The following is a 21,051-nucleotide window of genomic DNA, read 5'->3' as shown; positions in this document are numbered from 1 at the left end:
AAGTTGACGTTGTCGGTGAGGTCTTTCCAGACCCCGGACACGCCGCGCACCTGGGCCTGGCCGCCCAGCTTGCCCTCGGTGCCGACCTCGCGGGCGACGCGGGTGACCTCCTCGGCGAACGCGGACAGCTGGTCGACCATGGTGTTCACGGTGTTCTTCAGCTCGAACATCTCGCCGACGGCGTCGACGGTCACCTTGCGGCTCAGGTCGCCGCGGGCGACGGCCGTGGTCACCTCCGCGATGTCGCGCACCTGGGCCGAGACGCGGCTCGACATGGTGTTCACCGACTCGGTGAGGTCGCGCCAGCTCCCCGACATGCCCTTGACGTTGGCCCGGCCGCCCAGCTTGCCCTCGGTGCCGACGTCCCTCGTCACACTGGTCACCTCGGAGGTGAACAGTTCGAGCTGGTCGACCATGCCGTTGATCGCCTTGCCCAGCCGGCGGACCTCGCCTCTCGCGCTGCGGTCGAGGTCGATCCTGAGTGACAGGTCGCCCTTGGCCACCGCGTCGATCACGTCGGCGGCGCCGCTGACGGGCGTCACCAGCGCGTCGATCAGGTCGTTGACCGAGCCCACGCTCTCGGCCCACTGCCCGACGCCGGGGCCGGGCGTGAGCCGTTCGCCGAACCTGCCCTCCTTGACCACCTCGCGGCGCACCCGGCCCAGCTCGTTGGCGAGATGCTCGCGCCGATCGGCCACCTCGTTGAGCAGCAGCCGGATCTCGCTGAGAATGCCGGGTGGCGCATGTGGCACGCGGCGGCGGAAATCTCCGTCGCGCCAGGTTATGAGGGTTTCCAGCACAGGCACGAGATCGGACTCGGTGTACGACCGTTCCGTTCCGGCCAGCTCAACGCCGACGGGCGACATGTCGCCTCCTTCACCCTTGGGGGTCTAGCGCCGGATATGAGGCACAGCGGCCTTCGGGGGGGCAGACTCCTTGCCAGTCTGTCACGTTCCGTGGCGTGGGGTGCTCTCTCCTTTTACCCCGGGTCAGGGTGAAGTGTGGTAAGCACGGAAGCAGTGACAATTACCCCTCGGGCCGTCCTTGGCGCATCCTTCGCGCAGGGAGAACCGGCTATACCGGCAGTCGTGCGATTCACCAACGAGGTGATGACCGCGTGGGCAGCCATGTCCGCGTCTCCTGAGGCCGAACGCCTGGTCCGCGATCTCATCGGCGTGACACCTGCCGAGCCCTTCGACGTCGTCTGGCTTCACCATGGCGAATACGTGCAGGTCGAGGTCAGGGAGAAGGCCGAACGCTCCACCTTCGGGACACCTCCGGACGCGGCCGAGTGGGGCGTGACCTTCACGGGGCAGACGCGCACGCGCTGGGCGCGGATCGACCTCCCCGGAGGGGCGTCGGGCGCGAGCGAGGAATGGGTCGCCGAGACGGCGGCGGGGCCGGGCTGGCTGGGGTTCCTCGCCGACGCCAGCGATCTCCTCGCCGGCACCCTCGACCCCGACATGGTCCCGGCGATCATCGCGCAGATCGTGGTGCCCCGCCTGGCGACCTGGTGCGCGGTATACACGGCGGAGCACGCGTGGGAGCCGCTGCGGCCCGCCTATCTCTGGCATTCCGACGAGACCCAGATCGACGCGCTCCGCGAACTTCTGGACGAGACCCCCATCCCCTCAGGCGAGGGCCCTGCCGTGCTCCACGCGGGCGAGTGGCAGTCGCTGGCCTTCCCCCTGACCGCCCGCGGGCGCAGGCTCGGAGTCCTGTGCCTGGGGCGGCACGACAGCTTCCCCGAAGAGGTCATGCAGCTCGCGGAGGACCTCGGGCGCAGGGCGGCGCTCGCCATGGACAACGCCCGCCTGTACGCCCAGCAGGCGGCGGCCAACCGGGCGCTCCAGCGCAGCCTCCTGCCTCCGGAGGAGCCGAAGACCCCGGGCCTGGACTCCCACGTCGTCTACGAGCCCGCCGGAGAGACCAACGAGGTCGGCGGCGACTTCTACGACCTGTTCCCGATCCGCGAGGGCGTGTGGCGCTTCGCCATCGGGGACGTGTGCGGCACCGGGCCGGAGGCCGCGGCCGTCACCGGGCTGGCCCGCCACACGCTGCGCCTGCTCGCCCGCGAGGGATACGCCGTGGCCGACGTCGTCGACCGGCTCAACCAGGCCATCCTCGACGAGGGGGAGCGGGCCAGGTTCCTGACCCTCCTGCACGGGGAGATCATGCGCACCGACCAGGGGCTCGACATCCGCCTCGTCTCGGCCGGGCATCCCGAGGCGCTGCGCCTGCGGCCGAGCGGCGTGGTCGACGTGGTCGCCTCGCCGCAGTCGCTCCTCGGCGTCTTCCCCGAGGCCGACTTCCACGAGGAGACCCTGCATCTGGACCCCGGAGACGTGCTCCTCGGCGTGACCGACGGCGTCACGGAGCGGCGGTCGGGCACCCGCCTCCTCGACGACGACGGGGGGCTGGCCAAGCTGCTCGCCGAATGCGTCGACCTGTCCGCCCGGGCCGTGGCCGAGCGGATCCGCCGTGCCGTACAGGATTTCGCGCTCGAACCGAGCGCGGACGACCTGGCTATCCTCGTGCTGCGAGCGCCCTGACCGCGAAGTCGATCGAGGCGCTCATCTGGCGGATGCGCTCCTCCACGACCAGCGAGCCGTGGCCGGCGTCGTAGTGGTAGACCGACGCCTCGTGGCCGCGGTCGGCCAGCGCCTGCAGATAGCTCTCGATCTGGCGGATCGGGCAGCGGGGGTCGTTCTCCCCCGCGAGGACCAGCAACGGCGCCTGCACCATGTCCGCGTAGGTGATCGGCGAGGACGCGGCGTACCTCTCGGGCAGTTCGGCGGGGGAGCCGCCGAGCAGGGCACGGTGGAAGGCGCGCAGCCCCTCGGACTCGTCCTCGTAGGCCGAGGCGTGGTCGGCGATGGGCACCGCGGCGATTCCGGCGGCCCAGCTCTTGGGCTGGGTGCCGAGGGCCAGCAGGGTGAGGTAGCCGCCCCACGACGACCCGGACAAGATCAGGCGGCTGGGATCGGCGATGCCGTGGTCGACCGCCCAGTCGCGTACGGCGGCCACGTCGGCCAGCTCGATGTGCCCCACGTCTCCGCGGAGGGCGTCGCGCCAGGCCGAGCCGTACCCGACCGAACCCCGGTAGTTGACCCGGACGACGGCGAAGCCGTTGTCCACCCAGGCCGCGACCTCGGGCAGGAACGAGTCGTCGTCCTGCGCGGTGGGCCCGCCGTGCAGCAGGAACACCGTCGGGTACGGCGCGGCCTCCCGTTCCGGGAGGGAGACCAGGGCGTGGATGCGGCCTGCGGGGCCTTCCACATCGATGTCCTCCAGCGGTACCGACGGAGGCGGCGTGCGGCCGGCGCTCATGACCACGTGGCCGTTGCTCGATCGGATCACCGGTGGGTGCGCGGCGCTCGACCAGGCGTATTCCACCGAGCCGTCGGGGCGCGGGGCGGCGGCCTCGATCACGCCGCGGGGGCTCTCGATCGGCGTGAGACCGCCCCCGCCGAGGTCGTAGCGCAGGAGTTCGGTGCGGCCGCGATGACTGTGCATGATCAGCAGGGCGCGGCCGTCGCCGTACCAGTCGGAGCTGATGTCGCCGGGCAGGGGCAGCCAGATCTCGCGCTGCTCGCCGGTGACCGGGTCCCAGACGAGAGGTTCGCGGCGCCCCCTGCGCTCGTGCAGGACCAGCAGCCGCCGGTCGCCGGGCAGCTGGGCGAAGCGGATGCCGGTGACGCCCTTGCCGGGCCCGTCGTGGAGGTCGCCGACGACCTGCCCGCCTGCCCGCAGGACTCGCAGGGCGGGGTGGCGCGAGTCTCCGTGCTCGCTGTGGTTGATCGCGATGAGCGACCCGTCGAGGGACATGTCGACCACGGAGGCGAACTCGTCGCTGCGGTAGATCGGCATGGGCTCCCCGCCGGTTTCCATGTCGGTCAGGAGCACCTCGAAGCCGCCGCGGAACGACCTGCCGATCGCGGCGGCGCCGTTGCTCCCGAGCCCGAGACCCCACGGAGTGCCCGCGGGCATCTCGACGGGGACGTCGGGGCCGCCGTTGAAGGGCTGGCGCATCCACACGCCGAACTCGTCGCCGTCGGTGTCGGCGAACCACCAGATCCACGTGCCGGCCGGGTCGACGGCGGCGTATCGCGTGCCCTTGGGGCGGTCGGTCACCTGGCGGGTCCGGCCTGTGGAACGGTCCCAGGCGTAGATCTCCCAGGTGCCCGAGGAATTGCTGCGATAAACGGCACGATGAGGCGCCTGACGCGCCCACATCGGCAGGGTCGTACGTGGTGCCCGGAACCTGGACTGCCAGCGTTCCTCGGCCTTCATCGGCCCTCCCCTGTGCTCCAGCGGGGTCGCCGTCAAGTATGTCCCGTCGTTGTGGAAAAAGACCGACAAATCGCTGATGTTCGCGCGGTTTTGTCGTGGATCACGCCCGTGTCGTCCAAGTGGAGATGCGGAAGGACGCGGTGACCTGGACCGGATCGGGCAAGGCGGCGATCTTCTTGCGGAGGTCGTCCGTGCCGGTGTGCCACGCGCTCGGACCCATGCCGACCACGGCCTCGACGGCGTCATGGCCGAGCCTCAGCGGGATGTCCAGATCCTCCTGTACGGCTCGCGCGAACCGCCCGCCCAGAGTCTCGCCGAGCCTGCGGTCCTTGTCCTCGTCGACGGAAAGCAGGCCGAGCCGTTCGACGAGCGGGCGCAGGTGGCCGGGGGCAGGCGTGACGACGATGAGCGTGCCGCCGGGCTTGAGCACACGGGCGAACTCGGCGGCGTTGCGCGGGGCGAAGACGTTGAGCAGCACGTCGGCGCACGCGTCCCGGACGGGCAGCGGCCGCCACACGTCGGCGACGACCGCGCCGATCCGGGGATGTGCCCGCGCGGCCCGCTTGATCGCGTGCTTGGACACGTCGAGTGCGAGCCCCACGGCCTGCCCGCCGGTCCCGGTGAGCGCCGCGGCCAGGTAGTGGCCTGTGCCCGCCCCGGCGTCCGCGATCACCCCGGCCGTGCCTGGGAGGGCCGGGGCGCACAGCCGGATGACCGCGTCGGCCAGCGGCGCGTAGTGACCCGCGGACAGGAAGGCGTCGCGGGCCGCGACCATGGCGGCCGTGTCGGCCGTCCCCGGCGCGGCCGACCCGGTGAGCAGGCTGACGTATCCCTGCCGGGCGACGTCGAAGACGTGCCCGTTTCCGCAGCGGACCGCGCCCGGCACGAGGGACGGCCGGGCGCCGCAGACCGGGCACAACAGAAGATCGATGACGTCGGCGAGCATCCGTCCATCATCGCCGCTCCCGGCCGCTCGGGTTCTTGGGGTTCGTCGTCGGCTGAGCCATATTGTGTGGAAAATGACCTACGAGCCGAGGATCGTGTCCGGTGTCGAGATCATTCCGATCTGCGATGCCGTGGGGCCGATGGGACCGGGCGTCGGCAAGCCGCTGCCGGACATGTTCCCCGGGGGGTCGTTTCCCGACGGCGCCACGTGGGTGCTGCATTTCCACTGCTACCTGCTGCGGTCGGCCGGCCGTACGGTCCTGGTGGACACCGGGATCGGCGATGCGGGCTCGCCCGCTGCCGCGTGGGCGCCCGTGCCCGGCAGGCTGCAGGAGGGGCTGGCCGCCGTGGGCGTCGCCCCCGCCGACGTGGACGTGGTCGTCCTCACCCACCTGCACACCGACCACGCGAGCGGGTGCGTCGCGGCGGCGGAGCCGGTCTTCCCCAACGCACGCCACGTGATCCAGCGGGCCGAACTCGACTGGGTCACGCGCCCGATGCTCCGGGAGGTCGTCGAGCCGCTGCGGGACACGATCGAGGTCGTGGACGGCGACGCGGGCCTGGTGCCGGGGGCCCGCGTGGTTCACGCCCCCGGGCACACTCCAGGACACCAGTGCGTGGAGGTGGGCGACCTGATGGTGACCGGCGACGCCCTGCTCCACCCGGTGCAACTGGCCGACCCCACGATCACCTACGTGTACGACGAGGACCCCGAGCAGGCCGTGCGCACCCGTGTGGCCATCCTCGGCCGTGCCGGGGTCATCGCGCCCGGCCACTTTTCCGAGCCGTTCGTCACCGTTCCCTGAACTCCCGGGTCAGTGGTTGGGGCGCAGTCCGTCGAAGAGGATGCCCAGCGCCCGGTCGCGCAGTTCGTCGCTCCACTGGTTGCGTTCCGCGACAAGGCAGGCTCCGGCGAGCAGGGCCAGCAGCTCCGGCATTCGCAGGTCCTGTCGTACGGCACCGGCCTTCTGGGCGTTCACCAGCAGCGTCTCGATGGCGCTCCTCATGTCTGGGGCGCCCTCTGCCATGGCGGCCTTGGGATCGACGCCGGAGCCGACCAGGATGTCGGCCATCGGCTTGTTGCGCGCCGCGTTGACGACGATCCGTGTGAAGAACGCGAAGAAGGCCGCCCCCGGATCCTCGGCAGCTGACAGGGTGTGCGCCTCCTCGGCGAGGCGCCGGGTGCGGTCGGTGACGATCGCCCGGTAGAGGTCTTCCTGGGTGGGGAAGTGCCGGTAGATCGTGCCCAACCCCACTCCGGCCTTCTGGGCGATCGCCCGCATCGAGGCGGACAGCCCGTCCCGGGCGAGCACGGCCTCGGCCGCCTCAAGCACCCGCGTGCGGTTGCGCTGCGCGTCGGCACGCAACGGCCTGGCCTCCCCGCTCATCGCCCTCCTTGACATCCGGAACAACTGTTCCGTATGTTCCGGAACAGTTGTTCCGATTCTAATCGGTCGATCCACAGTGAAGGAGGCCGCGATGCGGTACGCGACGCTCGGCCACTCGGGTCTCAAAGTGTCCTCAGCGTGCCTGGGCACCATGAACTTCGGCACCTTGGACGGCGTCGCCATCTGCCGTGAGGAGGACGCCGCCGGCATCGTCTCCGCGTTCCTCGACGCGGGGGGCAACTTCTTCGACACCGCCGACGGCTATACAGGCGGAGAGTCCGAGGAGATCGTCGGCCGTGCCGTACGGCGCAGGCGTGACGAGGTCGTCCTGGCGACCAAGGCGTTCCTGCCGCAGGGCCCTGGGCCCAACGACAGAGGGCTGTCCCGGGCGCACCTCACGCGGGCGCTGGAGGCGAGCCTGCGCAGGCTCGGCACGGACCACATCGATCTCTACCAGTGCCATCAGTGGGACGAATCCACTCCGATCGAGGAGACCATGGCGACGCTGGACGGCTTCGTGCGCTCGGGCAAAGTGCGTTATCTCGGCTGCTCGAACTTCACCGCTGCGCAAATCGTGGAGTCACAGTGGGCGGCGCAGCGCGCGGGCGGCACCTCGTTCATCAGCCTCCAGCCTCAGTACTCCCTGCTCCACCGGGAGATCGAGGCGGAGATCCTCCCCACCTGCGACCGTCACGGGCTCGGCACGATGATCTGGTCTCCCCTGGGCGGCGGTGTGCTCACCGGCCGGTACGGCCAGGCCGGCACACCGGAGGAAGGCTCGCGGGCAGCCCGGCTGAAGGCGTCGTCGATGCCCCTCGCCCAAGCCTGGGGCGACGCGATGCTCAACGACCGCGACCTCGGCATCGCCGGTGAGGTCGTCAAGACGGCCGCTGGGCTCGGAGTCACCCCCGCCACCGTGGCCCTGTCATGGGTGTCGAGGCGGCCCGGCGTCACCTCGGTCATCATCGGCCCCCGCACGGTCGACCAACTCCACGCCAACCTCGCGGGGCTCGCCTATGACCTGCCGGACGCGGTTCTCGACCATCTGGACCAGATCTCCGGATGAGGGTTCAGCGGGTCCACAGGCACTCCTGCGTGGCCTGCACGAGGGCCATCAACTCCGGCGACGGGCGGTCGCCAGGCCAGGCGAGCCCGAAGGTCATGCGCAGGTCGTCGGAGTCGAGCGGCACGAAACGGATGTCCTGGCGGCGGATCGACGTGACCAGCAGCGACGGCGTCGCCAGCAGTCCGGCCCCGGCCGCGACGAGATCGAGCGCCGCGGCGAAGTCGTCGAGGTCGCCGGCCACGGCGTGGAGCCGGTCGGCGGGCAGCCCCGCGGCCAGCTTGGCCCACATCCCTCCGGGCGGGCGGTCACGCGGCACCACGAACGTGTGGTGGGCGAGACGCGGCAGGGCCACGCGTGCGGCCCCCGCGAGCGGGTCGCCGTCGGGGACGGCCAGGTGCGTCACCGGCACGTGAAATCTGGCCGCCGTCGTCAGGTGCAGCGGGAACGGCGAGTTGATGATCGCCGCCGTCGCCTCCCCGCTCGTGAGGGCGGCGACCGCGTCCCTCCGGCCGCGCGGCTGGAGCTCAACGGTGATCGGGGACCGCCTGCGGCTCAGGCGGCGGGCGACACGTGCCGCCAGGCCGCCGACGAGCGGCACGTAGGCCAGCCGTACGACCGGGGCGGCCGGTACGGCCAGACGTGCCGCCTCGGCGGTGAACCTCGCTGCCGCTTCCAGGAGGGCCTCCGCCGCGGGCAGCAGTGCCGTACCGGCGGGGGAGAGCCGCACGTCGCGGCTGGTGCGCTCGAACAGGCGCACGCCCAGGGATCGTTCGAGACGGCCAACGGCCTGGCTCGCCGCGGGCTGGGAGACGCCGAGTTCGGCGGCGGCGCGCGAGAAGCTGAGGTGCCGGGCGACCATGGCGAAGCAGCGGATGTCGCGCAGCGGATGGCCGGGGTCCACGCTTCAGTATGACCCCGGTTCTATAAGCGGTCGTTATCCTCCGGTGGCCTGAACAGGTGGGGCAACGGCTCCTCCGGCACAGGTCGCGGCCTGTCCGCGGCGTGCTTGGCCCGGTAGCCCTTGGTGAGCCTGCGCTCCAGGCGACGTGGAAGAGGAATCAGCTCCCCGAGCACGCCCACCATGTTGATCAGCATGTTGATGAGCATGGAGACCAATATGTCGAGCAACTACGTTCCTTTCTATGGCCCACCTGTCAGACGCTCAGCGTGGACTTTTCGTGCGCGGCTCTCGCAAAAAGCCATCCATAAGCAGCGTCAATGGGTTGTATCCCGTGGCCGGGCGGCTGGGCAGGATGCGTGCGACCGAATCACCTGAACGGCCAAGGAGCCCAGCATGACCGCGCCGACCTTTCCCGCCTCCACCGTGCTCGGATATCCGAGGATCGGGCCCCGCCGCGAGCTCAAGCGGGCCCTGGAGTCGTACTGGGACGGCCGATCGACGCGCGACGACCTCGAAGGGGTGGCCCGGCGGCTGCGGGCCGAGACGTGGCGGCGGCTGGACAAGCTCGGGCTGGGGGCGCTGCCGTCCAACACGTTCTCGCTCTATGACCAGGTGCTCGACACGGCGGTGCTGCTCGGAGCCGTACCCGACAGGTTCCTGACCGCCGCCGACCCCTATTTCGCGATGGCCCGCGGCGCCGACGGCATCGCGCCCCTGCGCATGACGAAGTGGTTCGACACCAACTACCACTACATCGTGCCGGAGATCGGGCCGGACACCGTCTTCCGGCTCGACGCCCGCAAGCCGCTCTCTGAGGTGCGGGAGGCGCGCGAACTCGGCCTGGAGACCCGGCCTGTGCTGCTCGGCCCGGTCACCTTCCTGCTGCTGTCCCAGGGGGCGCCGGGCAGCCCCGCCGGCTTCTCGCCGCTCGACCGGCTGCACGACGTGCTCGACGTCTACGAGCAGCTGCTCGCCGCCCTCGCCGGGGAGGGTGTCGCGTGGGTGCAGCTCGACGAGCCCGCACTCGTCATGGACCGCACCGAGGCCGAGCTCGACGCGGTCAAGGCGGCCTACGACCGGCTCGGGGCCCTGTCGGCGCGCCCGGCGCTGTTCGTGGCGTCCTACTTCGGGGATCTCGGCGGCGCACTGCCCGTGCTCGCGGGCACGCCGGTCGAGGCGATCGGTCTCGACCTGGTCCGCGGCGGCGTTCCGCGCCTGGCCGAGCTGGCGGACAAGGTCGTCGTCGCGGGAGTGGTCTCCGGCCGTGACGTGTGGCGCACCGATCAGGACCGTGCTCTGGCGGGGCTCCGTGCCGTACGGGAGCAGGCCGCGCAGGTGGTCGTCGGCACCTCGTGCTCGTTGCTGCACGTGCCGTACGACGTGGAGCTCGAACCGGACCTCGACCCCGCGGTGCGGCGCAGGCTCGCCTTCGCCGAGCAGAAGGTGGCCGAGGTGGTGGAGCTCGCCGGGCGCCTGGCCGCCTCCCCGGCTGTGGGGTCCGGCGACGAGGCGACTCCTGCGGTCGCCGCTGTGACGGACACGCCCTCGGTGAAGAGCAGAAGCCCTTATGTGGTGCGGGCGGCGGCGCAGGCCGAGCGCCTGCGGCTGCCGGTGCTGCCGGTCACCACGATCGGCTCGTTCCCGCAGACCGGGGAGCTGCGTGAGGCCCGGGCCGCGCTCACCGCCGGAGACCTCGACGAGGCCGCCTACGACGAGCTGGTGCGGGCGGAGATCGCCCGAGTCGTCGCGTTGCAGGAACGGCTCGGCCTCGACGTGCTCGTGCACGGGGAGCCCGAGCGCAACGACATGGTGCAGTATTTCGCCGAGCATCTCGACGGTTTTGCGGTCACCCGGAACGGCTGGGTTCAGTCGTACGGCTCCCGCTGCACCCGCCCGCCCATCCTGCACGGCGACGTGCGGCGGCCGGGTCCGATCACCGTACGGTGGATCCGCTATGCGCAGTCGCTGACGGACAAGCCCGTGAAGGGCATGCTGACCGGCCCCGTGACCATCGTCGCCTGGTCGTTCGTACGTGACGACCTGCCGCTGCGCGACGTGGTCTTCCAGGTCGCGGACGCGATCGCGGAGGAGGTGCACGACCTGGAAGCCGCGGGGGCCGCCGTCATCCAGGTCGACGAGCCGGCGCTGCGCGAGCTCATGCCGCTTCGGGCGCCGGAGCAGAAGGCCTACCTGGAGTGGGCCGTGGCGGGCTACCGGCGGGCGACGTCGGGGGCGGCCGACCGCACGCAGATTCACACCCACCTGTGCTATTCGGACGCCGACCAGATCCTGACGGCGATCGACGGCCTCGACGCCGACGTGACGACCATCGAGTCGGCCCGTTCTGGCGCGCGCATCCTCGGGGAGCCCGCGATCGGCGGTTTCGAGCGGGGGCTCGGCCCCGGGGTGTACGACATCCATTCGCCGCGTGTGCCGGGTGTGGACGAGATCGAGGACGGGTTGAGGGCGGCGCTGCGCGCGCTGCCCGCCGGAAGGGTCTGGGTCAATCCCGACTGCGGGCTGAAGACCCGCACGTACGCCCAGGTGGAGGCGGCCCTCACCAACGTCGTCACAGCCGCCCGTCGCCTCCGCGACCCGGGGCACCTCGGGAACTCGGGGAACTCGGGGAACCCTGGAAACCCTGGGGCCCCTGGAAACCCCGGGGGCCTTGGAAACCCCGGGGCGTGATCATGCAGAAGTTCGGCGATCGGCCTCCGGACGTGCGCAAACGCTGCCCGTGATCATGCAGAAGTTCGGTGATCTGTGGCCTGACGTGCATGAATGCCTATCGTGATCATGCAGATCTTCGTGGAAAAGGCTGCGACCAGGCCATACTCCTGTCGCGATCATGCACATGTGGTTGCGGTTGCCGTAGGGGCGACGAGGCGCTCACTGCATGATCACGAATCGTGATGGCGCAGGTCGAGCGGTGTTTTACCGAACTTCTGCATGATCACGAATTCGAAACTTCCAGGTCAGGCGGCACTTCCCCGAACTTCTGCATGATCACGCCCAGGTTGGGGGGCCAGGTTGGGGGTCAGGCGTTGCCCGTCGCCAGTCGCAGGCGGGGCAGACGACGGGCCTTGGCCCGATAGCGCAGCACCTGGATTGCCCCGAAGATCCAGATCGGATACTGCACGGCGAAGGCCCAGCGGTAGTCGCCCTGAAGGTCCATCGAGATCCCGATCAGGGCGATCAACGCAACGGACGCGACGAAGCCGCCTCCGTTGACGATGCCGGTGGCGACTCCGATGCGTTTGGCCGGGTTGAACGTGCGGGCGAAGTCGAAGCCGATGACCGAACCGGGCCCGTTGGTCGCCATGGCGACCATCAGCAGGACGAGCATCCACAGGGGCACCGGCCCCTTCCACAGGAGCACGACCGTCCATGCTCCGCCGGTGGCGGCCACGATGGTCAGCACCATCCAGGACCGCCGCAGGGGGAAGCGGCCCGCCAGGTAGCCGAGGGCGGGGCCGCAGGCCATGGAAAGGGCGGTGAGCGTGGTCAGCAGCACGCCGGCGGTCCGCGGGGTCAGGCCCTGGCCCTCCACCAGAAAGGGATAACCCCACAGCAGGGTGAACGCGGCGGCCGACGACTGGGTGGCGGCATGGGTCCACATGCCGAGCCGGGTGCCGGGCTCGGCCCAGGCCGCCCGCAGCCCGAGCGCCGCCGTACCGCTGTCACGCGTGCGGTCGCGCAGGGCCACGCCCACCACGAGCGCCGAGACGACGCCGAGTGCGGCGGCGCCGAGGAAGGTAGGCGTCCAGCCGTGGGCGTGCAGCGAGGTGATCAGCGGTACGGCCGAGGCGACCGCGCCGATCTGCCCCAGGAGGCCGGTGATCTGGACGATCAGGGGATTTCGCCGTGGCGGGAACCACAGGTTGACGATGCGGATCACACTGATGAACGTCATCGCGTCGCCGCAGCCGACCAGGATCCGGCCGGCCGCCGCGCCCGGAAGGGTTGTCGCCGCCGCGAAGACGAGCTGTCCGAGCGCCATGACCGTGGCGCCTGTCAGGAGCATGCGCTTGGAGCCAAGCCGGTCGACCAGCAGCCCGACCGGGATCTGCATCGCCGCGTAGACGAGCAGTTGCAGCATGGCCAGGGAGGCGAGTCCTGCGGCGCCGACATGGAACCGCGCCTGCGCGTCGATCCCGGTGACGCCGAGCGACTGCCGGTGGAAGACGGCGACCATATAGGCGACGACGCCGGCGGCCCAGAAAATAAGGGGTTTCCGAGTTTCCCAGCTTCGCCCCATGTTGGGTGATTTTACCGATATGTACGACTTCCACTCTTGGAGTCCACATATCGGACAACCTGAGGCCGGTTAGGCTCGTCGCATGCGATCCTTTTCTGGCCTGGTGGCATCGTGATCCCTGCGGACGTCTTCTACGCCGGGCTGAACAAGGTGGTGGCGGCTGCGGCCGGCTTCATCACTGACCCCTCGGGCCGGGTGCTGCTCGTCAAGCCCAACTATCGCGACCACTGGGGCTGGCCCGGCGGCCACGTCGACGAGGGCGAGTCCCCGGACGTCGCGTGCAGCCGGGAGATCCTTGAGGAGCTCGGCCTGAAGCCGCAGGTGGGCCGGTTGCTGGTCGTCCACTGGGTGCCCCCGGTCGACGACCGCCCAATGCCCCTCGTGCACTTCCTCTTCGACTGCGGCACCGTCGTCGACGGCACCAGCATCGTCCTGCAGGCCGAGGAGTTGGAGGGCTACGGGTTCTTCACCGAGGAGGAGGCCGGATCGATCATGCCTTCCTACCTCTCCGCCCGCCTGGCCGCGGCGCAGGACGCCCGCGCGTCCGGTACGACCGCCTACATCGGCACCATCTCCTGAGGTGGAGGCGCGGGAGGCGGCACGGCGATTCGTCCGCACATGGGAGCGGGGCTGGGCCGTACACGACGTGGAGACGATCGTCTCCCTCTATGCCGAGGACTGCGTACATCGCTCCATGCCCTTTCGCCCCGCCCACCATGGACGGGCTGAGCTGGCCGACTACATCCGGTGGTCGTTCGAGAACGAGCAGGTCGAGACCGTGCGCTTCGGCGAGCCGTACGTGGACGGGGACACCGCGGTCGCCGAGTTCGTCGTCACCTCGCGAGAGGACGGCAAGCCGGCGACCCTCGCGGGCTGCGTGATCGTACGGTTCGACCCGTCAGGCTCGGCCGTCGAGACACGCGACTACTGGCACGTCGCAGAAGGCCACGTGGAGCTCGGCTGAGCTGATTAATCGCCCGCTGTCGCGGAATAGGCGGGTGGATGGTCCGAATCGGCGGGCCGGGACCGACATGAAGCAGGTGTGACATGGACGAGTCGGAGATCAGGCGGCAGTTGGAGGAAGTGGACACCGAGCTGGCCAGGCTGCGCGCGGACGTCGCCGCGATGCGCAGGGAGATCGGCGAGCGCTGGGACGCTCCCACGGACGCCGCCGAGCTGGCGACCGTGCTGACCAACGCGGAGCAGCAGGAGTCGGTGATCGAAACCTTGGAGGCCAGGAGGCAGCACCTGCAGCAGCAACTCGGTTCAGCCTGACTGGCCGCCCCCTTGGTTGTGATCATGCAGAAGTCTTTGCATGCACGGCCTTCCTGACTACTTGCCGTGATCATGCAGAAGTTCGGGAGCGCCCACGCTGACCTGCGCCGATGTGGTTCGTGATCATGCAGAAACTCGGTGGGAAGGGTCCCTGCCAGGGGAAACGCCCATCGTGATCATGCACGCAGCGGTGCGGCGGTGTCGCCTCGGCTGGCGTTGTCGGCATATCGGCGCCCGGTGCATGATCACCATTTGTGGTCGTGCAGGTCGGAACGTACGAAGGCGAACTTCTGCATGATCACGAAAGGCGTATTCGCAGGTCGGGCCGCACGTGCCCGAACTTCTGCATGATCACGCTTCGTGTTTTCCCAGGTCGGCGGGCACGCGTACGAACTTCTGCATGATCACTACACGGGTTGGCGCAGCTCGCCGCCCACATCGCCGAACTTCTGCATGATCACGGCCAGGGTTCACATCCATGATCACGGCCACACCCAGGGATCACAGCCCCGGGATCACGCTCGGGGAGGTGGGGGAGCCGGGGTGGATTTGCGGGCGGTCATCCAGGCTGCTATCTGGGCGCGTGACGTGTAACCCAGCTTGGCCAAGATGTGCTCCACATGGCCTTCGGCGGTGCGCTGGGCCACCACGAGGGCGGCGGCGATCTCCTTGTTGCTCAGCCCCTGCGCGATCAGCTCGGCGATCTCCAGCTCCCGTGCGGTGAGGGGCGAGGTGTCGGACGCGGCCTCCCCGGCTTCCTCACGGGCCGGCTCGTCACCCAGGGCCTCCGCGACGGCCTGGTCCACGCTCAGCCTTCCGCCGTGGTGTGTCGCGCGGGCGAAGCCCTTGCCGCCCAGCGCCTCCTGGAGGGCGGATGCGCACTGCTCGTGGTGTTCGGCGTAGCGGCCCATGCGGGCGGTGGAGACGCCGGCCTCCCCGGCGATGGCCTCCGCGGCCCCGAGCAGGCGGGCGGCCCGCACGTGCTGGCCCTGCCCGGTGAGGATCCATGCGATGACCTCGATCGAGGTCGCCAGGCTCAACCTGCCGTCGGACGCCTCCCGGCCGGCAGCCCCGCCGACGGCCCCGCCGTCGAAGGCCCTGGCCAGCGGCAGGCTCTCCCGGGCGGCGGCGAGCGCCTCCGCGTCGCGGACTCGCCCCCACAGGTGCACGGCGAAGATCGTCAACGTCCACGCGCGGCACCAGCTCTCTTCGTGCGCCGCCGACAGGTCGAGGCCGCGCTTGAACAGTCCTTCCGCGCGTTCGTCGTCTCCCAGGCAGCTGCTCGTGTCCGCGAGGGCGAGCAGCGCGCTGGCCAGGCCCGACAGGTCGCCGCAGGCGGTGAGCCGCTCGGCCGCCTCTTCCAGCAGGGGGGCCGCCCGATCGAACTCGCCGGCGTCGCGGGCCGCCTTTCCCGCGACCATGCAGGCCAGGGCGCCGCTCGCCGGATCGCCCAGCTCGCGGGCCAGATTCGTGGCCTCCCGAAGCAGGGGTTCGCCGGTGGCGGCGTCGCTCTGGGCGAACGCCATCGACGCCGCGGCACATAGCACCTGCGCCCGTACGGCCGAGGGTCGCGGCGCGGCCTCCAGCATGCGGGTGAGCCACTGGCGGCCCTGGATGAAGAGCGACGCCGGCAGCCAGTGGGTGCGGTAGAGGTCGAAGGCAAGGCGCAACCCGGTCTCCGCCTCGCCCGGCTCCCGCAGGCATGACTCCAGGGCAGCCATGAGGTTGGCCTCCTCCAGTCGCAGCCGGAAGAACCACGCGACCTGCCGGGGGCCGAACCAGTCGCCTGCGGCCTGGCGGACGAGCGTGCCGTACCAGTCCCGGTGGCGCCGGGCCAGCATCCCGCATTCCTCGGAATCCACCCCGCCCAGCCGGGCCAGGGCGAATTCGCGCAGCGTCTCCAGCACGCGGTAGCGCACCGCGCCATCGTGCTCCTCGCGGAGCACCATCGACGCGTCGACCAGGGCGTCGACCAGGTCGAGCACGTCGTCTCGCCCGACGTCGCCGCCCGAGCACACGGCTTCCACCGCGTCCAGGTCGAAATGACCGGGGAAGATCGCCATGCGCGTCCACAGGGCGCGCTCGCAGGCAGGCAGCAGCTGGAAGCTCCAGTCGATCAGCGCCTGGAGGGTGCGCTGGCGCGGCGGCGCCGTACGGCTCCCGCCGGTGAGCCAGCGATAACGGTCGGAGAGCCGTTCGACGAGCCCGCCCACCGACAACGTGCGCAGGCGTACGGCGGCGAGCTCGATCGCGAGGGGGATGCCGTCGAGGCGGCGGCACAAGGCGGCCACGGCCTCGCCGTTGTCCTCGTCGAGGGTGAAGCCGGGCAGGACGGCCGCGGCGCGGTCGGCGAAGAGCGTCACCGCGTCATAACGTTCGAGTGATTTGAGGGTGCGCCGACCGTTCGGCCCGGGCACGGGGAGCGGGGCGACCGGCATGGTGCGCTCGCCCGTGATGCCGAGCGATCGTCGGCTGGTCGCAAGGATCCGCAGCTCGGGTGCGGCCCGCAGCAGGCAGTCGGCGAGCTCGGCGGTGGCGTCGAGCACGTGCTCGCAGTTGTCCAGCACGAGGAGGGTACGGCGGGCGGCGAGGAAGGCCGACAACGCCCGCATCGGAGATTCGGTCGTCTGGTCGCGCAGCCCCACCGTCTCCGCGATGGCGGGGGCCACCAGCGAGGGGTCGTCGAGCACGCTGAGATCGACCAGCCAGACGGCGTCGAACGCGCGATGCTGGTCGGACGCCGCTCGCAGGGCCAGCCGGGTCTTGCCGACCCCGCCCACCCCGGTCAGCGTGACCAGACGCGAAACGGACAGCAGGCGCCTGATCTCGGCCAGCTCCTGCCTGCGGCCCACAAAACTCGTCACATCGGCGGGAAGGTTGCCGACCTGCCGCGCGAACGCCGTACCGGCCATGATTTTTCACGCTAAGCGGGGAAAAGTCCCTGGTCAAACCAGATCGCAGTGGTTTGGGACAGAAATGTACCCTGAATATGGAACAGCAGGAATCGGGGTGGGCGGGGGTGGCATGACCGCGGTGCTGTCGGGGGCTTCGACGCGGCGGCCGTCCGGTCTGCCCGCCGAGGTGACGAGCTTCGTGGGGCGCCGGCACGAGGCGGCCGAGGCCAAACGACTGTTGTCCAGTGCCCGCGTCGTGACCTTGACGGGCGTGGGCGGGGTTGGCAAGACCCGGCTGGCGCTGCGCGTGGCCGCCGACGCGCGACGGCAGTTCCCCGACGGCATCTGGCTGGTGGAACTCGCCCCTCTGGACAACCCCGAGCTGCTCGCCCAGGCCGTCGTGGAGAGCCTGGAGATCTGTGACCTGACCCACGTCCCCGCACTCGACCTGCTGGTAGATCACTTGGCCGACCGGCAGGCGCTGATCGTGCTGGACAACTGCGAGCACCTGCTGAGGGAATGCGCCGAGCTCGCCGACGCGCTGGTGCACGCCCTGCCTCAGTTGACGATCCTCGCGACCAGCAGACAGGCGCTCGGCATCGTGAGTGAGCAGGTGCTCAACGTCGCCCCGCTGCCCGTCCGCGACCTGTCGGCGGGTTCGGCGATCTCGTTGATGTCGGGGGAGCCGCCCGTCGAGTCCGACGCCATCCGGCTGTTCGCCGAGCGCGCCGCGGCCGTCGTCCAGGGCTTCGAGGTGACGGCGGCCAACCAGGAGGCCGTCGAGGCCGTCTGCCGCAGGCTCGACGGCCTGCCCCTCGCGATCGAACTCGCCGCCGTCCGCCTGCGCGCGTTGTCGGTCGAGCAGGTGCTCGACCGGCTCGACGACCGGTTCCGCCTGCTCACCTCGGGGTCGCGGGCGGCCTTCCCGCGTCAGCGGACCCTGCGCGCGCTGATGGACTGGAGCTACGAGCTGTGCACCGGGCAGGAGCGGCTCCTGTGGCAGCGGGTGTCGGTGTTCACCGGCGGCCTCGACCTGGAGGCGGCCGAGGAGGTCTGCTCGGGGGACGGCATCGCCGCGACGGACGTGCTCGACCTGGTGACCGGGCTGGTCGACAAGTCGATCCTGGTCAGGGAGGAGCAACGCGGAGCCGTGCGCTACCGGCTGCTGGAGACCATCCGGCAGTACGGCAAGGAGCGGCTGGCGGCCTCCAGCCAGGAGCGCGCCATGAGGAGGCGGCACGGCGAGTACTACCGGAGCGTGGCGGCCGACGCGAGGGCCGAGCTCTTCGGCCCCACCCAGGTCACCTGGTTCGCCCGGCTGTCCGACGAGCAGGCCAACCTGCGCACCGCGCTGGAGTTCTTCTTCTCCGAGCCCTGCGAGTACGCCAAGGGCCTCGCGATGACCACCGACCTGCTCTACCACTGGATCAAGGGCTACTACCTCGGAGAGGGCCGCCGCTGGCTGGAGGAGGGGCTCGCCCTCGAACCCGCCGCATGTGAGGGAGAGCAGGGTGAGACCCGCGCCAGGGCCCTGTGCGCGGCCGCCTGGGTCACGATCGTCCAGACGGACAGCGCCGCGGCGGCCGCGCTGCTCGAAGAGGCGGGCAGGCTGGCCGAGGAACTCGGCTCGGAGGAAACGCTCGCCTACGTCATTCTCTACCAGGGCATGGTCGCCGTATGCCGCGGCGACGCGGACACGGCGATCAAGCTCCACCAGGAGGCCGCGGAGCGCCAGCGCTGTTCCGGCGATCCCGCGGGTCTCGCGCTCGCGTTGATCCAGCTCTCCCTGGCGTACTCCCTGGTAGGAGAGGCGCTGCCGGCGGTTACGTTCGCCGAACAGGCCATGGCGGTGTGCGACGCGCATAAGGAGGGCTGGCACCGGGCCTATGCGATGACTGCTCTCGGCATCGGGCTCTGGCGGCAGGGCGAATCCCGTCGTGCGACGGCCCTGGAGAAGGACGCCCTGCGCTTCGACGACGCGCTCGGCGACGCGCCCGGCCTGGGGATGTGCCTGGAGGTGCTGGCCTGGATCGCCGTGCAGGAGAAGCGGCACGACCGGGCGGCCCGCATTCTGGGGATCGCCGACGGCGTCTGGAGGGTCGTCGGGGTACCGCTGTCAGGATTCGGGCAGTTCACGATTTTTCATGACGAGTGCGTGTCTCGTGCCCAAGAGGCCCTGGGCGAGCAGGGCTACCGGTCGGCGGCCAGGGAGGGCGCGGGCCTGCCGTACGGCGAGGCGATCACCTATGCCCTGCAGGAGGAGTCGTCAAGCGCGAAGCCGGTGGAACGAACCGGCCGCCTGGCCCCGCTCACCCGGAGGGAGACCGAGATCGCCGGTCTGGTGGCGCAGGGGCTGAGCAACAAGGAGATCGCGGGAACGCTGATCATCTCGCAGCGCACCGCCGAGGGTCATATCGAGCACATATTGAACAAGCTGGGCTTCAACTCGCGGGCGCAGATCGCCGCATGGCTCAGTGAGCGGCAGGGGAGCACGCCGGCAGCTCGAACCACATGACCTTGCCGGTGGACGTGCGCGCGCCGCCCCAGCAGCAGGCCAGCATGTCAAGGAGGCCGAGACCCCGGCCGCCCTCGTCGTCGTCCGTCGCTTCGTATACGTGGGGGACGACCGTTCCGGCGTCTTCGACCTCGCAGCGCAGCAACCCGTCCATGGTGGACAGGGTCAGCCCGACCGGGCCGCGCGCGTGGCACAGGGCGTTGGTGACCAGTTCGCTGACCAGCAGTTCGGCCACGTCGCTCATCTCGTGCATGCCCCACTTGGTCAGCCGGTCGCGGGTGAGTCGCCGGGCTCTGGCCACGGAACGGGCGTCGGCCGCCAGCGGCCAGGAGGACATTTCCACCTCAGGTCCTTCAACCATGATCACGTGATGCCGTCGTCGGGTGGCCCGCTCTGTGGCGGCCTGGCGGCGTTCTTCGCGGATGGGGGTGAATGACATGGATACCCCGACACGCCATGACGGGCGGTTCGACACGGCGTGGCCGGACGTCGCCGTCCAGGTCATGCCGCCCACCCCACGTTGCCGCGGTGGGCCGGGATGCTGCTTCCGTCCGGCAGGAGCTCTCCTGTGTCGTCGAAGAGCACCACGCCGTTGCAAAGGAGGCCCCACCCCTGCTCCGGGTGGAAGGCGACCATGTGTGCCGCCTCGCGGTCGGAGGCGGTGGCGGGTGGGCACGGAGGCTGGTGCTTGCACATGATTCGTTCCCTTGGTCCTCGGTGAGGATAGATGGGACTTTCTTGACGACGTTTTCAGCATCTCGTGCCGAGCGTTGACGGAGCACGGGGAAAACCCCCGTATCGGTACCCATTCCGCCCTACGTAGGTAGCGGGTATGCCAGCAAGCCCCGTCGAAGGTAGATCCGCCGCCGCGCCACCCCCATGGTTGGTCACGTTCCCGGCAATTAATCGTCTTTTGGCGTGGCTTGCCTATGCGGCCGGGGCGGCTCCTCGGCGGGGAAGAGAATCGGGCTGAGCAGGTGCCGTATGCGGCCTGGCGCGGGCTCGTTGCCCATCCTGGCCACGATCACCTCGCGGAGGTCGCGGATCATCTCGGCGCGTTCGTCCGGGCTGAGCCAGAGCGCGTGCTGGCGATATCCCACGAGGTCGGCGGCCGGGTCGGCCTGCTCGCGGTCGAGGTAGGCGTTGAACTCGGCGAGCAGCGTCGCCATGGCGACGGCGAAGACGCGGCGGTGCTCCTCCGCAGGCACGGCGGCCGCCGTGGCCGCGTCGATCACGGTGCGGGGCCGGTTGAGCCGGTAGCGGCGCTCGACCGCCCCGCGCACCCGTTGCTCGCCGTCCACGTCGAGGAGGCCGCCGTCGGCCAGCAGGCCGACATGCCGGTAGACCGTGGCCTTCGAGACGTCGGGAAGGAGGGCGCACAGTTCCGCGGTGGTGAGCGCCCGCCCGCCGGACATGGCGTGCACGATGCGCAGCCGTACCGGGTGGAGGAGAAGGTCCACGGCGTCCATGGACGAACGATCTCACGCCTGATACCTTTCTCAAAATTGAGAACGAT

19 protein-coding genes are annotated in these 21,051 nt (G+C 70.3%); 8 read left to right on the top strand and 11 right to left on the bottom strand.

What is annotated here, in order from left to right:
- A partial coding sequence (locus Pth03_RS10695) for a HAMP domain-containing protein (RefSeq protein WP_203943994.1) occupies window positions 1–866 on the bottom strand: 866 nt, incomplete at its 3' end.
- 222 nt (window positions 867–1,088) lie between these two features.
- On the opposite strand from Pth03_RS10695, the gene Pth03_RS10690 reads away from it, so the two are divergent.
- The gene (locus Pth03_RS10690; protein ID WP_239118915.1) at window positions 1,089–2,552 is read left to right on the top strand and encodes a PP2C family protein-serine/threonine phosphatase; all 1,464 of its coding nucleotides are present in this window, start codon (window positions 1,089–1,091) and stop codon (window positions 2,550–2,552) included.
- Here the strand turns inward: Pth03_RS10690 and Pth03_RS10685 are convergent.
- Window positions 2,527–4,293 carry a S9 family peptidase gene (locus tag Pth03_RS10685; RefSeq protein ID WP_203943993.1) on the bottom strand — a complete coding sequence of 589 codons (1,767 nt, stop codon included), beginning with the start codon at window positions 4,291–4,293 and terminating at the stop codon, window positions 2,527–2,529. The genes Pth03_RS10690 and Pth03_RS10685 overlap by 26 nt on opposite strands.
- Window positions 4,294–4,393: 100 nt before the next feature.
- Complete coding sequence (locus Pth03_RS10680; RefSeq protein WP_203943992.1) at window positions 4,394–5,239, bottom strand: putative RNA methyltransferase; 846 nt, start codon at window positions 5,237–5,239, stop codon at window positions 4,394–4,396.
- Window positions 5,240–5,312: 73 nt separating this feature from the next.
- Here Pth03_RS10680 and Pth03_RS10675 point away from each other — a divergent pair, with 73 nt between their 5' ends.
- Window positions 5,313–6,044 carry an MBL fold metallo-hydrolase gene (locus tag Pth03_RS10675; protein WP_203943991.1) on the top strand — a complete coding sequence of 244 codons (732 nt, stop codon included), beginning with the start codon at window positions 5,313–5,315 and terminating at the stop codon, window positions 6,042–6,044.
- A gap of 9 nt (window positions 6,045–6,053) precedes the next feature.
- On the opposite strand, the gene Pth03_RS10670 is transcribed toward Pth03_RS10675, so the two are convergent.
- A complete protein-coding gene (locus Pth03_RS10670; protein WP_203943990.1) occupies window positions 6,054–6,626 on the bottom strand; it encodes a TetR/AcrR family transcriptional regulator in 573 nt (190 codons plus the stop codon).
- Between the two features lie 91 nt (window positions 6,627–6,717).
- Here Pth03_RS10670 and Pth03_RS10665 point away from each other — a divergent pair, with 91 nt between their 5' ends.
- Window positions 6,718–7,692 (top strand): aldo/keto reductase, encoded by a 975-nt coding sequence (locus Pth03_RS10665; protein WP_203943989.1) that lies wholly within the window; start codon window positions 6,718–6,720, stop codon window positions 7,690–7,692.
- 4 nt (window positions 7,693–7,696) lie between these two features.
- Here Pth03_RS10665 and Pth03_RS10660 read toward each other — a convergent pair whose 3' ends face one another.
- Both Pth03_RS10660 and Pth03_RS10655 read right to left on the bottom strand, forming a co-directional pair.
- The gene (locus Pth03_RS10660; RefSeq protein ID WP_203943988.1) at window positions 7,697–8,593 is read right to left on the bottom strand and encodes a LysR family transcriptional regulator; all 897 of its coding nucleotides are present in this window, start codon (window positions 8,591–8,593) and stop codon (window positions 7,697–7,699) included.
- A gap of 20 nt (window positions 8,594–8,613) precedes the next feature.
- On the bottom strand, window positions 8,614–8,820 hold the full coding sequence (locus tag Pth03_RS10655; protein WP_203943987.1) for a hypothetical protein: 207 nt from the start codon (window positions 8,818–8,820) through the stop codon (window positions 8,614–8,616).
- A 166-nt stretch (window positions 8,821–8,986) separates the two neighbouring features.
- On the opposite strand from Pth03_RS10655, the gene metE reads away from it, so the two are divergent.
- A complete protein-coding gene (metE, locus tag Pth03_RS10650) occupies window positions 8,987–11,281 on the top strand; it encodes a 5-methyltetrahydropteroyltriglutamate--homocysteine S-methyltransferase (protein WP_203943986.1) in 2,295 nt (764 codons plus the stop codon).
- 349 nt (window positions 11,282–11,630) lie between these two features.
- On the opposite strand, the gene Pth03_RS10645 is transcribed toward metE, so the two are convergent.
- Window positions 11,631–12,851 carry an MFS transporter gene (locus Pth03_RS10645; protein ID WP_239118914.1) on the bottom strand — a complete coding sequence of 407 codons (1,221 nt, stop codon included), beginning with the start codon at window positions 12,849–12,851 and terminating at the stop codon, window positions 11,631–11,633.
- A gap of 111 nt (window positions 12,852–12,962) precedes the next feature.
- On the opposite strand from Pth03_RS10645, the gene Pth03_RS10640 reads away from it, so the two are divergent.
- From Pth03_RS10640 to Pth03_RS10630, 3 genes are all read left to right on the top strand, one after another.
- On the top strand, window positions 12,963–13,430 hold the full coding sequence (locus tag Pth03_RS10640; RefSeq protein WP_239118913.1) for an NUDIX domain-containing protein: 468 nt from the start codon (window positions 12,963–12,965) through the stop codon (window positions 13,428–13,430).
- A gap of 1 nt (window position 13,431) precedes the next feature.
- Window positions 13,432–13,815, top strand: coding sequence for a nuclear transport factor 2 family protein (locus Pth03_RS10635; protein ID WP_203943985.1), 384 nt, complete (start codon window positions 13,432–13,434; stop codon window positions 13,813–13,815).
- Window positions 13,816–13,898: 83 nt separating this feature from the next.
- Window positions 13,899–14,126 (top strand): hypothetical protein, encoded by a 228-nt coding sequence (locus Pth03_RS10630; protein WP_203943984.1) that lies wholly within the window; start codon window positions 13,899–13,901, stop codon window positions 14,124–14,126.
- Window positions 14,127–14,641: 515 nt separating this feature from the next.
- On the opposite strand, the gene Pth03_RS10625 is transcribed toward Pth03_RS10630, so the two are convergent.
- Window positions 14,642–17,038: an ATP-binding protein gene (locus Pth03_RS10625; protein ID WP_203943983.1), complete on the bottom strand. Its 2,397-nt coding sequence runs from the start codon at window positions 17,036–17,038 to the stop codon at window positions 14,642–14,644.
- A 112-nt stretch (window positions 17,039–17,150) separates the two neighbouring features.
- Between Pth03_RS10625 and Pth03_RS10620 the strand changes: the two genes are divergently transcribed.
- On the top strand, window positions 17,151–19,535 hold the full coding sequence (locus Pth03_RS10620) for an ATP-binding protein (RefSeq protein ID WP_203943982.1): 2,385 nt from the start codon (window positions 17,151–17,153) through the stop codon (window positions 19,533–19,535).
- Here Pth03_RS10620 and Pth03_RS10615 read toward each other — a convergent pair.
- The 3 genes from Pth03_RS10615 to Pth03_RS10605 form a co-directional block, all read right to left on the bottom strand.
- The gene (locus Pth03_RS10615; RefSeq protein WP_373318523.1) at window positions 19,492–19,872 is read right to left on the bottom strand and encodes an ATP-binding protein; all 381 of its coding nucleotides are present in this window, start codon (window positions 19,870–19,872) and stop codon (window positions 19,492–19,494) included. The two genes, Pth03_RS10620 and Pth03_RS10615, sit on opposite strands and share 44 nt — an antisense overlap.
- Window positions 19,873–20,036: 164 nt before the next feature.
- Window positions 20,037–20,231, bottom strand: a complete 195-nt coding sequence (locus Pth03_RS10610) for a DUF5999 family protein (RefSeq protein ID WP_203943980.1) — start codon at window positions 20,229–20,231, stop codon at window positions 20,037–20,039.
- A 206-nt stretch (window positions 20,232–20,437) separates the two neighbouring features.
- On the bottom strand, window positions 20,438–21,004 hold the full coding sequence (locus Pth03_RS10605) for a helix-turn-helix domain-containing protein (RefSeq protein ID WP_203943979.1): 567 nt from the start codon (window positions 21,002–21,004) through the stop codon (window positions 20,438–20,440).
- Window positions 21,005–21,051 lie beyond the last annotated feature (47 nt).

It is taken from the genome of Planotetraspora thailandica (assembly GCF_016863335.1).
Classification (GTDB): Bacteria; Actinomycetota; Actinomycetes; order Streptosporangiales; family Streptosporangiaceae; genus Planotetraspora; species Planotetraspora thailandica.
Note: the sequence above shows the minus strand (reverse complement) of the source record. Positions and strands in the feature narration are given on the sequence as shown.